Raw genomic sequence first — 12871 nt, forward strand, 5'->3', positions numbered from 1 at the left:
CCTTGTTAGGCTTTGGTTGCTTTCAAGTCTTTAGCTTTAAACCCAATAACACCAGCCTTATAGCTACGAGTCCCTTTTACAAATACATTTCTTACTACAAAACCCGACATAAAATCTTGTTCAGTAACTTTCAAAGTTTGTAAAACTTCGGTAACTGTTGACTCAGAGCGATTAATAATTTCAAAAACATACATTCCTGATTGAACACCACCAAATCTCAATCCCCAACGTGGGTCGTCTGTAACACGGCTGCTTTTTTCTCTTAAAGAGAAAAATTTACCCTCTCCAGCCAGCTTCCAACGACGCCCTTCTTTTGCACCACTAAGTTGAACCAGCGGCTCTGAAGTGGAAACAACATACTGTTCATCCAAAATTACACCGATTTGGCTGCGGTGGTATGCGGGAGTTGTATATACGAGTAAATCACCAGATACACCGTCATTGTATTCGTGAGTTGCTGTCCATTCTTGATTCTGAGGGAAACGAACACTAGTTGGGCTAGAAAACGGAATGATTTCATAGAAATCAACAGTTTCGTAATAACGAGCTACATTAAACAACTCATCGCCAATTGATGCCGTTTTTTCTACATTATCAATCGACATTTCAGAGTAAAAGTTAGTTGCCTCCTGCTCTTCTAAAACTTGCTTCTTAATTGGTGTATCAAGTTTGGAAGTATGGACAGAGTACACACATCCTGATAGTAGGAAGCTCGCTAGCACTGACGTTAGAAGTTTATTACACATAATTTTTATCCAAATTTACAACAACCTTTAGAATACCACACCACAAGTAAGGGCTTGTACAATTACGAAGCCTAACGCCGCGTTAAGTAGTGAGCAACGCTTACCACCTAACCTAGACCATTACACTGTAAACACTTAACCCAACTTAGAATACAAAACGTCAAGCGTTGGGAATCTGCCTTAAACGCCTTGTTATAGCGATTTTTCTTTCAGGAAAATCGACCGAACAAAAGAAGCAATTAAAATACCTACAAATAGCCCTAAACCATTTGCACCTAAGTCGAGCCACTCACCATAACGATTTACATATGGCTGAACTAATTCAATAACTCCACTATAAACTAAGAAACCTAGGATAAATAACAACCACTTTTCAGGTCTCGCTAACGCTACTGGAAATGCCAAAGCCCCATAAGCAATAAAATGGTGAGTTTTATCTGTCCCTGGAACGGAAGGAAGATTATCCAGCGGATATAGAGACAAAACAGTAATTGCCGTAACTATTAAAGCGGTCAATAGCAACCAATGAAGTTGAACTACGTTTAACAAAAATTTCAAGATATTCTCCGAATCGCTATAATGCCGCGTTAAGGTGTGAGTAACGCAATGCCAAAGCCACTGCATTACACTTTAAACACAGAATACGACGCATAATGAAAATGCCCTGCGTTACGAATCACTCTTAAACGCTTTGTTATATTTTTTTGCACTAACACCAAGTTGCTTAGCGTAACGGTTAGGGCTGATTTTCTTCAAACTTTTATAGAAATTTACGAGATCAAACTGACCTCGACTTTCCAAATTTTCAATTGCATCTTTAGATGTCACTATATCGATCATATCGTTATACCTTTCCCGCATCCAAAGGTACTTAACCCTTATATCAGCTTTACTGTGATGAGATGCACTCATTAATCCCTTACGAATTATTTGACCTAAATTAGAAATATAATTAGGAAAATCATACTCTGGATCATTCAATTCTGATTGTGCACCATAGAAATAATCGATGTAGTACATACCATCGGAATCTTGCTTTAACAATGAGTTAATCAAATCAGTATCAAAACTGGAGTTATTACTCATAGAGCTATGCTCAATGCCAGCCTCGATAACAGCTCTATCCAAAATCACCCTTGGATACAAAGCCGCTTTAGACTCCAATGTATAAGCCTCAACCAAAGCGGGACCAAAAAGGTATTTACTAGTGTGAATAAACTTGCCAATAGAAATAGCTCCGCGACAGAGTATATTTCTTGATAACAGGTTCATTATTAGCAGTTGAATATCGATAAGAGTGAAGAAAACTTCTTTGGGCTGATCAACTAAGAAAGAAACTACTAAACAATCAGAAAAGATAGAAACCTCTCGAGAATCAGATGCATGAGATACGCCAAAATCTTCGAGTTTTGATTGAGTATCTAGATCCCAGATATCACGAATTGCTTCATATGCAGATACAACTGCTTCTATAGCAGCTTCATCATCGTTACCTTTGTTGTCTACCGTATCATTTAGCAGAGCTTTGAAACCCAAAATATCAATAAAAGCTACTATTCTATGTTCATATTTCAACTGTACTTCCTCTCAAAAATATAACGCCCTGTTAAGGTGTGAGCAACGCAATACCTAAGCTCCCGCATACCACCTTAAACACTGAGCGCAACGCATAGTAAAAATGCCACGCGTTGCGAATCACTCTTAAACAGTTTGTTATGCGGTTGCTCGCAAAGTTTAATTTTACCTTACTTTGAGATGAAATAAGCAACCAAGCACACACTTTAAAACTGTTCTCAGAAGTAAAATACGGGCACCAATACTGGTGATAGATATGAAGTACGTTTATGGCAGTAAAACACACACCCACTGGAGTCGTTAATAAAGGCAAAAAAGGAGGTACTACTGGTTGTGGCTTTGACACCAAGAAAGAAGCATCTCATTGGAGCGACTCACACAGTAAAATTACATGTGACAAAAACGGCTGTAAGAACTAAGTAGTAGTTGTTTAATTGGGCTAGGACTCAAGCTCTAGCCCCTTATCACCCTCTGCCGCATAACGCCCTGTTAAGGGGTGAGCAACGCAATACCGATGCCGCCGCAAACCACCTTAATCAAAAAAATCAACGCATAGTAAAAATGCCACGCGTTGCGAATCCCTCTTGAACAGTTTGTTATGTACGTAGCTCAAAATGAATACCTGAGCTCTCAAACTCTATGGTCCCAAAGCTACCAACAACCTTGAAACATGATTGGTTCTTTTCGAAGTATTCTATGTTTCCATAGTCTTTTGAGCCATCAGGATCTAGGGTCGGTTGTATATCACTTTGATTCAAGAGCCCAGTAATACTCGAAACATCGTTAAACAGAAGAGAGCCCAAGCGATAGCAAGTATACTCACCTACCTTTGGAGTTTTATAGTATTCAGACTCAGGCCAGATGCTGAACTCTAGTTCAATTTCCAAAGTTTGATCGCAGTAGTTCCACCCCAAAACAAATGAATCTTGAAGGTCTACGCCTACGAGAAAATCCATATTTCTCTCCAAGTACATAACGCCGCGTTAAGTGGTGAACAACGCCAACCACCAAACCTAACCCATTGCACCTTAAACACTTAACCTGACTGGAACTGAAATCGCCAAGCGTTGTGAATCCGTCTTAAACGCCTTGTTATGTGTTTATTCTTGGTAGATATCAATAATATGCTCAGGACCAAATACGACATTATCACCGCATTTTAGTAATACGTTCCCATATGGATCGTTGTCCAATGTACCTACATATAAGCCTTTCTCTAGCTCTTTGACTTCCACCCACATTCGTTCAACAGAAACCCCTTCTTCGGAGTCTGGGTCAAGCATATTGAAGATAAGCTTAACAATAGACCCTAACTTAATTGAAGATCGGGCGTCAGAACTAGGAACCCAAAACGTGTCTGGATATTCTTTGCTAAGTAACTCTCCATCCTCAAGAAAGTAACCATCTTTCTTATATGTTGCTAGTTCCATACTGCCTCCTACACATAACGCAGCGTTAAGTGGTGAACAACGCCTACCACCAAACCTAAACCATTGTACCTTAAACACTAAAGCTAACTTGAACTGAAATCGCCAAGCGTTGTGAATCCGCCTTAAACGCCTTGTTAAATTGATTTTTCACTGAAACTTACGACGGAAAACAATTCGAACTAGCCTAACGCCTGCCAATATAGACAACCCAGCGACGCAGCCAATCAAAGAAAACTCATACAAATCTCCTTTAATAATGCTAACGACTAAATTCACCAACGCCTGCACTGTTACGATACATGCTAAAAAATGAAAAACGACTAAGGGCTGACTTAAGGTAAAGGGATTTATGTCCCAAGATGGTTCCAGCCATACTTTCTTAGAGAAAGGATTTACAGCTTGAAAACCTATAACTGACAGCAACGCTAGCAAAGAAGCAGGAACGATCAGAAGTAAAGATTTCACTAGCTCACCTTGTGTAAGGCTTGTGACTACCGGGCTATAATTTGTAGCCGAAAACAGACCTACTCCTAAAATAATAGCTATACGAAAAACTCGCCAATTCATCTCTACTCCAATATCAATTTAACGCCGCATTAAGGTGTGAGCGACGCTTGGCTATACTTGAGCGAAGCGAAACTGCCAAGCGTTGCGAATCACTCTTAAATGCTTTGTTATGTTTTAGTTTCGTTTTGGGATGTTCAACCAAGATTTTTCATCCAGTTCTTTTATCCGATCCCACTCAGTTTTGAGTAAATACTGTGTAGCAGTTAATAGCTTTTCACTGTAGTGACCTAGAGCATGATAATCGACAATACCGTGTCTTCCTTGAGGACTATGCAAGATACCTTTGAGCTCATCAATCGCATCAAATACATCTTTGTCCAACTTATCGTCCTCTCTAAGGTCAGGCTTAAGAAGAAGTAAAAGCTTTGACTCTAATATTTTTGCACTTGAGATTAGCTTTAAATATTCAGTATTTTTGTCTTGATAGTAATCCGTTCTTTCATCACTAGTATGCTGTTTGAAGTCCTGTTGCAATGCTAACTTGACGCGTACCTTTTCGTGTTTTGACAGTTCTTGTGCTTCCAGTTTTTGCAACTCTTCGTCAAAGTCATTTTTCAATTCAATAAGGCGATGCCTGCTTAGATAAAAAGAGATGTTATTTTTTTGGAACGTTTCAATTTGACTAGCGATGTCTACATACGCAGAAACAGTATCTCGAAAATCATTGACCCACTTTTGTCTAAATTCTTTGATGAGCCTATTATGGTTTGCATTCAGGTCTCTTCTGAGAAGTAGCCAAGTTATAAGCACCGAGGCGAATATCGATATGGAAACAGTAATTACATACGGAACGTCAGTTTCAATTGCAAACTGTAAATCGGTTTTTGACTTATTTATCTTCTTAATTTCATTAAGTACTGATACCAGTTCTTGCTGACTTTCACGTTGAGCTATAATAGTACTGCCAAGCTTCTCTATTGCCAATTGACTCTCTTTGATAGAAGAGTCATTGTTGATTGCAGTTTGTTCCACTTTTAAACTTAAATTGTCTAAATTATTTTTTAATCCGTGAAGCTCTTTCTGAAAATTTTCAATACTATTCTCATGCAACAACTGTGTAGGCTCTGACGCTCCAACAACTGCTGAAAAAACAAACAACAATACAATTCTCAACATACCTGCCTACTTTGTAATCCTGAATATTAATGATAAAACATAACGCCCTGTTAAGGGGTGAGCAACGCAATACAAGAGCCGCCGCATACCGCCTTAAACACTAAAACCAACGCATAGTGAAAATGCCACGCGTTGCGAATCCCTCTTGAACAGTTTGTTAGCTATATACCCACAATGTGCACTTATTCTACTAACTCTACGCAATATTTCGTCGGCAAGGGCTCATCAACGAACTTCGTTGAAAAGTTATAAACTGCACCCTTTTCGATACTAACAGTTTTCAAAACCTCATCGATCCGTTGTTGAATCGGAACTTCGAAGTCTTCGGCAATACGAGCTTGAATAAACGCAGCACAAACACGAAAATTGTAATTTTCTGAGATAAAATCTACATAACGAAACTGACGAACAACTTCAAATTTCTCTGAAAACGACATCTCAAAATGGGCATGAATATTCTCTAATACTTTATTGATATCTTTATACATTTAATAAACCTCAGTTGTTTCCATTTATAGCTAACGCCCTGTTAAGGTGTGAGCAACGCTATACCTATGCCGCCGCATACCACCTTAATCACTAAATTCAACGCATAGTAAAAATGCCACGCGTTGCGAATCACTCTTAAACAGTTTGTTATGTTGCAATCTCGATTCACCTCATTTTGCCCGTAAAAGCAATTTAAATATACTCTGAACAAAAAATGTATGCTAGATTATTATCCAATAATTTCATAAGGTTAGTCATGTCATCTTTTATTCCCGCTTCACTAAACGCAATATTGTCTGGAATCAAGTTTTGGAAGGACTCGAAGAAAGAATCAATTGAGCAGCTTCAAAATAAAAAGGTCGCAATAGAAAACGTGTACAAGGCAGCCCTTGCAACCAAAGCATACCTTTACGATTTACAGGTCTTAGGTAAGGAGAACGACCGCGATAAAGAGCGTGAACTTTCTAGAATTTGGTGGGACGCCGCTTGGGCAATAGATCAATATGACCAAAAGCTTTATTACTCAGCGAGAATGAAAGCCTTAAGCTATGCGGATCACCGTGAATGGTCAAAAGCTACAGAACAGAATATAACCGTAAAGCTAGAAGATATACTCGCTCAGTGTGACTGGGTGAAAGATAACTAGTGGCAACATAACGCCGCGTTAAGTGGTGAACAACGCACACCACCAAACCTAAACCATTGTACCTTAAACACTTAACCTAACCTGAACTGAAATCGCTAAGCGTTGTGAATCCGCCTTAAACGCCTTGTTAGGCGAAGTTTTCTACCACTGTTTAAGTTGTTTTGAAAGCAGGTTACTCGAAACAAAATAAGCAACCAAACACCCACTGACTTTTTGTGATTCAAGAACGATAAAAGCCACTATGTTTCAGCCGAAATTTCGACAACCACGAAATACAAACTTTCAGCGCTCAAGTCGCTTTTGAGGAAGCGAGACGTAAAGCTGCAAACTTAAAGCGAGAACGAAAGCCTCGATTAACTTGTCCTTTCCATACTTTAAGCCCGCAAGATTCACAACCAACCGACTGTGAAAACCAATGAGGCAACCCGCGAACCTTGGCATGTTTTACGGCCAGAGAGATTCAAGAATTTTAGCAGGCAATGCAGAATTGCCGACTAGGAAAAACGAATTACCAAAGGGAACTAAGAAGATGAGAATAAAGAACTTTCCTGCCCGTCGCCTAACGCTGCATTAAGGTGTGAGCGGCGCTTGGCTATACTTGAGCGAAGCGAAACTGCCAAGCGTTGCGAATCACTCTTAAATGCTTTGTTATAGCTCAGCGATGTGCGACAGGGTTTCTGGATGACGCTGAACCAACTTTAGAAGGGTTACTGCTTGTCCATTTGGTGCGCTACGCCCTTGCTCCCAGTTTTCTAACGTACGAGATGATGTGTGCAACAAACGAGCAAACACACCACGAGACATATTAAATTGCTCTCGAATACTCACGATTTCATCAGGTGAGATATTTAACTCACTGATGTCGTCAACTTGATGAGTTTTAAGGGTAAGCTTGCCCTCTGAATGCTCTTTAGCCTCAACAAGTGCTGAACTTAACTCTGCAAACAAATCACGATTGCTCATTACGCCACGCCTCCATAAAAGCCTTTAGTTGTTTCTTTTGGTCTGCGGTTAAGTCGGACATTTCATTCTTGCCGTAAATCGTCAGCAAGTAGAAACGACGCTTTTCATCGAGGAAGTAATAGATAACGCGAGAGCCACCACGCTTGCCCTTACCTTTACTTGCAACTCGAATCTTTCGCAAACCACCTGTACCTTGAATCACGTCACCCTGCTTCGGGTTAGACATTAACTCTGCTTGAAAAAGCCTAAACTCATCATCGCTGAGATATTCATTACGGTACTTTCAAATATGGTTGATTCGACAAATACACTTTTCATACGCAGAGTATACGCAAGTAACGTACAGATGGCAAAACTATACGTGATTAACGTAGCCATAATTATTGGAACTGTAAATCTGACCTGAGCTATAACGCCGCGTTAAGTAGTGAGCAACGCCAACCACCTAACCTAAACCTTTGCACCGTAAACACTTAACCCAACTTTGAATGCAAAACGCCAAGCGTTGGGAATCTGCCTTAAACGCCTTGTTATGCTTCTTTTTTACGATTTAGGTATTGGCTATTAACTTTAACGCCATTAGGTGAAATCCAACCCTCGTTCAGGTAAGAGTGATAATATTCTAAAAATTCATCGTGCTCTTCAAATGAATACATTCGACAATTTATATTGTCGAGTAAATCTGTTGTGACTTCGATTACACCATTTTCACGATAAGTCACCTGATTTACTGTCCATGAGAAGTAATCGCCTACAACACGATTACTGAATTTAACAGATTCGCCAACTCTTGGAACGGCGGCGAGGCGAATGTTTTTTAGTAAGTGAGCCCGCTCCTTTTTGCTCGCCAAATAGATGTTGAATTCGATTTCTATCAACTCTTTCTCCTGATCTCATGAAGATGCATAACGCCCTGTTAAGGTGTGAGCAACGCAATACCGATGCCGCCGCATACCACCTTAAACACCAAACGCAACGCATAGTAAAAATGCCACGCGTTGCGAATCACTCTTAAACAGTTTGTTAGGGCTCAGTTACCCAGCGATACTAGTTCGTCTAGCTCACTCTGCAAGCGAGCAGTTCGTTCAAAAACTAAAGTTTCGAGTTCCGAGTAATATATCAATGGGTATATAGAGCCCCCTTTGTACATATCAGCTACTGATCTCGCATGGGCTTCGATATACTCGTTCCACTTTACCTGTGCAGACCCGTATGCTTCGGTGCGGTCACTATCTAGCTTACTCATTAATTGAGCGTAAACCTCGTTCATTTTAACTAATGAACGATTATAACTATCCGAAGCCATTTGGTTCATTTCAGTTTGAGTAATATGCTCAGTGCTACTCGTCTGCATATGAGAAACCGATTTAGTGTTTAAATCTAAAACATGACTCTGCACCGCACTACTTTTTTCTGTGAGCATAGAAGCAAACTGATTTAAGCCTGAGATATCTAAACCTTGCTCACTCATTTTTTTATGTATATCTAGAACTTTTTGATGCTTATCCAAAATTTCTAATTCAGGCTTTGATTCGATTTTTCGCTTTATAAGATAACCAATGCCCGTCATGAGAGCTCCTAGTAAAACGAAGCCCAACTTTTCTATCATTTCATTCATTTACACCGAATCATCCTATGAGCCCTAACGCCGCGTTAAGTAGTGAGCAACGCCAGCCACCTTACCTAAAACCTTACACCGTAAACACTAAAACCAACCTTGAATGCCAAACGCCAAGCGTTGGGAATCTGCCTTAAACGCCTTGTTAAGTGGCGCTACACCTATTTTTGACAGACTTAAAACTTTCAGTAAGGTGATCTATTCGACTTCCTTCATACACAACTACATCTCTGGCACCAACTTCTGTTACCAACTGTAGAAGGGTTTTTACGAACTCTTGAGACATGCATCCTGATAGTTCTTGAGGATGTACAACTATACGTGGCGAAAGACGAAATTTGGCCAACTTATGCATTTCAAAAATGAAAAGCTCCATAACTCGCTTCCCGCGATAAGTATCAATTCGCTCCAATGCAATCGATTCAAATGGATTGGATACTTCAACACTGTTCGAGGACAAGAGTTTGGCTTTTGAGCCAATAGCCTTAATAGTCTGACCTTCACCCGTCGTCTCTACAGCAATATAGGGAGAATCTTGAAATACGATATCTGAAGAAAATGATTTGATTTGTATTTGGTCCTTACCCAATTCAATTAGCAAATCTGATTGCTGTAAAAATTTATTTATTAAATCAAACACGAAAATCTCCATAGTTTGCACTTAGCCACTTAACGCCGCGTTAAGTGGTGAACAACGCCATCCACCAAACCTAAACCATTGTGACGTAAACACTAAAGCTAAATCAAACTGAAAATGCCGAGCGTTGTGAATCCGTCTTAAACGCTTTGTTATAAGGCGGGCTCAAGGACAATATCGTGACCATCAACTTCAATTAATCCAAAGTCACCTTCTAAAGAAAGGGAGCCTTGCAAATAAGATGCTCCTTCAACTTCACCTAATGTTGGAATGTCATTTATAGTCGTCTTTTTAGCAGATAGCTGCATTCCCTTAAAACGAACAGTTATCGCTTTACCTTGCTTATTACTGACAAATAATTTGACCTTCTGATCAGACTCTAGAAGGAATAACATTTCGATATAGGTATCATCAAAACTTTGATTAAGCGAGAGTAACTCCGAATCAATTAGACAATTTAGTTCCATATTTCTCCAAGCCTTATAACGCCCTGTTAAGGTGTGAGCAACGCAATTCCGAAGCTCCCGCATACCACCTTAAACACTAAAACTAACGCATAGTAAAAATGCCACGCGTTGTGAATCACTCTTAAACAGTTTGTTAGTTTTTACTATTTCCACTGAGCTCAGCAATGACGTCATCTGGTGTGACAACACGTGTTAACAAGTGAGTGATGCCTGGATCTTCAATAGGTTCGAGAGCATAAACTGGTTTGCCGAGACCTAAAGCATAACCAATATCCATTGCTACACTTTTTCCGACATATCCACCAAAGTTTAGAATGTAGGTAATTTCGGCTTCTCGAATGCGCTGCAAGCAACCATCAATGCCATTAGCTTGAAGAGGCTCAGAGATAGTAGTTTCAATACCTGCATTGACCAAAGTTTCTCGTATAGCCAGCATCTTTTCTAGATTTTTGAAACTACCAGCAATATAGACAGACTTGCTCATACAACTACCCTATTTTTGTGTAAATTTTCATGTAAACACTAACGCCGCGTTAAGTAGTGAGCAACGCCATCTACCCAACCTAAACTATTGCACCTTAAACACTTAACCCAATTTAGAATGCAAAATGCCAAGCGTTGGGAATCTGCCTTAAACGCCTTGTTATGTGTAATTTTGACTATAAATCCAAAAATGCATTCGAATTCAGATTTATGCGGTCAATTTTGTATTCTGAGTCTACTTTAGAAAGAACGAACGTAAACAAACCCGCACCATTTTCAAATTTTGCTTCAACTGTAAATATCGCTATTTCTTTACTTTCACCACTAGTAGCAACAGAAGATTTAGATTTGACAAAAGTTGGGGAGTCGAAGGATTTTAAACCACCTATTTTAGATAGATACTCTATTACTTTTTGACCTTCATCACTATTTAACGCTGAACGCCCTTCAATACTAAATAGATGTTCAAACTGCGATATTTCCCATGTTGAAATTAAAGGCACGCTTTCTTCAATAAATGGAGTCGCTTCAGCAGTGACCTCACTTGTTTGAGAGGCAGCCCAAAACAGTAGCCCCCCAATTAAAACAACAGTTAGAGCAACTAGTATCGCAAAAACTTTAAAAAACTTTTTCATAAAACCTCTTTATTACACATAACGCCGCGTTAAGGTGTGAACAACGCTACCACCTAACCTAAACCATTGTGCCGTAAACACTAAAGTTGATTCAAACTAAAAATGCCAAGCGTTGAGAATCACTCTTAAACGCTTTGTTATACCGCTGCCTGCCGCTCCAGACGAACTTCTATTGCTTTAACGTTTGAGCTGTCAGCTAACTCAAAAATATCTGACTCAACACGCTCCGCCACCTTGAAACCTAGAGCCTCAAAGATCTCTACATTACCAGTTTGCTCAACACACCAAACTGAGAGCAAGTCTGCATTTGAGAACATACGCTCTGCTTCTAAAATTAAGCTTCGAGCTACTCCTCTTTTACGACATTCAGGCATGACAGCAAGTGTACTTAAATTAAGCTTGTTGCCGGACAACTTTGCCTTTATAAGACCCACTAACTGGTGATCCAAATAGTATCCCAAACAAGTCCACTCATCTGTTGAACTAGCTTGGTTTCTTTGAGCTTCGGAAGTTGGGCGATAGATTTTTCGCAGCTCGGAGAAGCTTGTTTTTGATAGAGATAAGAGCGACTGATCTGTGCCGCTTATTTGCTTTATCATTGATTTCTCCTTTGCGGTATAACGCCCTGTTAAGGTGTGAGCAACGCAATGCCGATGCTTCCGCATGCCACCTTAAACACTAAAAGCAACGCATAGCAAAAATGCCACGCGTTGCGAATCACTCTTAAACAGTTTGTTATAACACAGTTTTACACGTCATCTTCCGATAAAATTTGACGACAATTACGAACTGTTAGTACGCGAATTTCGTGACTTAAACTGTAGATAATACGATAGTGACCAAAGATGATTTCACGATAATTCGTATGGGGCATTTCAGGAACAAACCGCCCCATTTCAGGCATACTTCCAAGGAGTTCAGTTTTATCAAAAACTTCGTTTACCCACTTCTCTGCCGCAGGTGGATTATCCAAAGAAATAAACTCCGCTGCATCACCTAGTTTCTGAAGTGCTAATGGAGACCAGACTACTTTCATTTCTTAATGCGCCCAAGTACTTGAGCACGCGCATCATCATTGGAAACACCGAGACCAGAAGCTAACTGAGCTTCTGCTGTGCGCATTTCTTCCAGTAATTCGATTTTCTCTTGCATTGCTTCATACTCAGCAACATCGAGAACAACAGCAACACCTTTGCCACGTTGCGTAATAACCAATGGACGACGAGTCTCATTGATTTGTTTGATGTATGAAGCTACACCGGCACGAAACTCAGATAAAGGCTGAATATCTTGATCGAAATGAATACGACTCATATTGAACTCCCACTAGTACAGAATAACGTACAAATAATAGTTCAACTAATCCTTTTGAGCAAGAAGTTGATTCTGTGTTATAACGCCCTGTTAAGGTGTGAGCAACGCAATACCGAAGCCGCCGCATACCGCCTTAAACACTAAAACCAACGCATAGTAAAAATGCCACGCGTTGCGAATCACTC

The 12871-nt window shown here is 39.9% G+C and carries 19 protein-coding genes and 1 pseudogene; 1 reads left to right on the forward strand and 19 read right to left on the reverse strand.

Features of this window, described 5'->3' with window-relative positions; translation table 11 throughout:
* Positions 1 to 5: 5 nt before the first annotated feature.
* From ACUALS_RS19435 to ACUALS_RS19470, 8 genes are all read right to left on the reverse strand, one after another.
* Positions 6 to 746, reverse strand: coding sequence for a hypothetical protein (locus ACUALS_RS19435; protein ID WP_454449455.1), 741 nt, complete (start codon positions 744 to 746; stop codon positions 6 to 8).
* A 192-nt stretch (positions 747 to 938) separates the two neighbouring features.
* Positions 939 to 1304: a VanZ family protein gene (locus ACUALS_RS19440; RefSeq protein ID WP_454449434.1), complete on the reverse strand. Its 366-nt coding sequence runs from the start codon at positions 1302 to 1304 to the stop codon at positions 939 to 941.
* Positions 1305 to 1415: 111 nt separating this feature from the next.
* Entirely contained in the window at positions 1416 to 2321 is a 906-nt protein-coding gene (locus ACUALS_RS19445) for a hypothetical protein (RefSeq protein ID WP_454449456.1), read from the reverse strand.
* Between the two features lie 596 nt (positions 2322 to 2917).
* Positions 2918 to 3277, reverse strand: coding sequence for a hypothetical protein (locus tag ACUALS_RS19450; protein ID WP_032550858.1), 360 nt, complete (start codon positions 3275 to 3277; stop codon positions 2918 to 2920).
* A gap of 144 nt (positions 3278 to 3421) precedes the next feature.
* Entirely contained in the window at positions 3422 to 3751 is a 330-nt protein-coding gene (locus ACUALS_RS19455) for a DUF2314 domain-containing protein (RefSeq protein WP_454449457.1), read from the reverse strand.
* 147 nt (positions 3752 to 3898) lie between these two features.
* Complete coding sequence (locus ACUALS_RS19460; RefSeq protein ID WP_454449458.1) at positions 3899 to 4216, reverse strand: hypothetical protein; 318 nt, start codon at positions 4214 to 4216, stop codon at positions 3899 to 3901.
* A gap of 216 nt (positions 4217 to 4432) precedes the next feature.
* A complete protein-coding gene (locus ACUALS_RS19465; protein WP_454449459.1) occupies positions 4433 to 5434 on the reverse strand; it encodes a hypothetical protein in 1002 nt (333 codons plus the stop codon).
* 182 nt (positions 5435 to 5616) lie between these two features.
* Complete coding sequence (locus ACUALS_RS19470; RefSeq protein WP_454449460.1) at positions 5617 to 5922, reverse strand: hypothetical protein; 306 nt, start codon at positions 5920 to 5922, stop codon at positions 5617 to 5619.
* Positions 5923 to 6179: 257 nt separating this feature from the next.
* Here ACUALS_RS19470 and ACUALS_RS19475 point away from each other — a divergent pair, with 257 nt between their 5' ends.
* Positions 6180 to 6569: a hypothetical protein gene (locus ACUALS_RS19475; RefSeq protein ID WP_454449461.1), complete on the forward strand. Its 390-nt coding sequence runs from the start codon at positions 6180 to 6182 to the stop codon at positions 6567 to 6569.
* A gap of 648 nt (positions 6570 to 7217) precedes the next feature.
* Here ACUALS_RS19475 and ACUALS_RS19480 read toward each other — a convergent pair.
* From ACUALS_RS19480 to ACUALS_RS19530, 11 genes and pseudogenes are all read right to left on the reverse strand, one after another.
* Entirely contained in the window at positions 7218 to 7532 is a 315-nt protein-coding gene (locus ACUALS_RS19480; RefSeq protein WP_454449462.1) for a helix-turn-helix domain-containing protein, read from the reverse strand.
* Positions 7519 to 7850: pseudogene (locus ACUALS_RS19485) on the reverse strand (type II toxin-antitoxin system RelE/ParE family toxin). The gene ACUALS_RS19480 and the pseudogene ACUALS_RS19485 overlap by 14 nt, the downstream one beginning before the upstream one ends.
* A gap of 212 nt (positions 7851 to 8062) precedes the next feature.
* Positions 8063 to 8410, reverse strand: a complete 348-nt coding sequence (locus tag ACUALS_RS19490) for a hypothetical protein (RefSeq protein WP_042769886.1) — start codon at positions 8408 to 8410, stop codon at positions 8063 to 8065.
* Positions 8411 to 8562: 152 nt separating this feature from the next.
* Positions 8563 to 9150 carry a lysozyme inhibitor LprI family protein gene (locus tag ACUALS_RS19495; protein WP_130239788.1) on the reverse strand — a complete coding sequence of 196 codons (588 nt, stop codon included), beginning with the start codon at positions 9148 to 9150 and terminating at the stop codon, positions 8563 to 8565.
* Positions 9151 to 9295: 145 nt separating this feature from the next.
* Positions 9296 to 9790 (reverse strand): rod shape-determining protein MreB, encoded by a 495-nt coding sequence (locus tag ACUALS_RS19500; protein WP_256913771.1) that lies wholly within the window; start codon positions 9788 to 9790, stop codon positions 9296 to 9298.
* 149 nt (positions 9791 to 9939) lie between these two features.
* Complete coding sequence (locus ACUALS_RS19505) at positions 9940 to 10254, reverse strand: hypothetical protein (RefSeq protein ID WP_454449463.1); 315 nt, start codon at positions 10252 to 10254, stop codon at positions 9940 to 9942.
* A 133-nt stretch (positions 10255 to 10387) separates the two neighbouring features.
* Complete coding sequence (locus ACUALS_RS19510) at positions 10388 to 10738, reverse strand: nucleotide pyrophosphohydrolase (protein ID WP_010448889.1); 351 nt, start codon at positions 10736 to 10738, stop codon at positions 10388 to 10390.
* Between the two features lie 175 nt (positions 10739 to 10913).
* Positions 10914 to 11372, reverse strand: coding sequence for a hypothetical protein (locus ACUALS_RS19515; RefSeq protein ID WP_045384470.1), 459 nt, complete (start codon positions 11370 to 11372; stop codon positions 10914 to 10916).
* A gap of 137 nt (positions 11373 to 11509) precedes the next feature.
* Positions 11510 to 11971 carry a GNAT family N-acetyltransferase gene (locus ACUALS_RS19520; RefSeq protein WP_239912703.1) on the reverse strand — a complete coding sequence of 154 codons (462 nt, stop codon included), beginning with the start codon at positions 11969 to 11971 and terminating at the stop codon, positions 11510 to 11512.
* 149 nt (positions 11972 to 12120) lie between these two features.
* Positions 12121 to 12408 (reverse strand): type II toxin-antitoxin system RelE/ParE family toxin, encoded by a 288-nt coding sequence (locus ACUALS_RS19525; RefSeq protein WP_015296903.1) that lies wholly within the window; start codon positions 12406 to 12408, stop codon positions 12121 to 12123.
* Positions 12405 to 12686: a type II toxin-antitoxin system Phd/YefM family antitoxin gene (locus ACUALS_RS19530; RefSeq protein WP_000086647.1), complete on the reverse strand. Its 282-nt coding sequence runs from the start codon at positions 12684 to 12686 to the stop codon at positions 12405 to 12407. The genes ACUALS_RS19525 and ACUALS_RS19530 overlap by 4 nt, the downstream gene beginning before the upstream one ends.
* Positions 12687 to 12871 lie beyond the last annotated feature (185 nt).

Source organism: Vibrio sp. NH-7 (assembly GCF_053643215.1).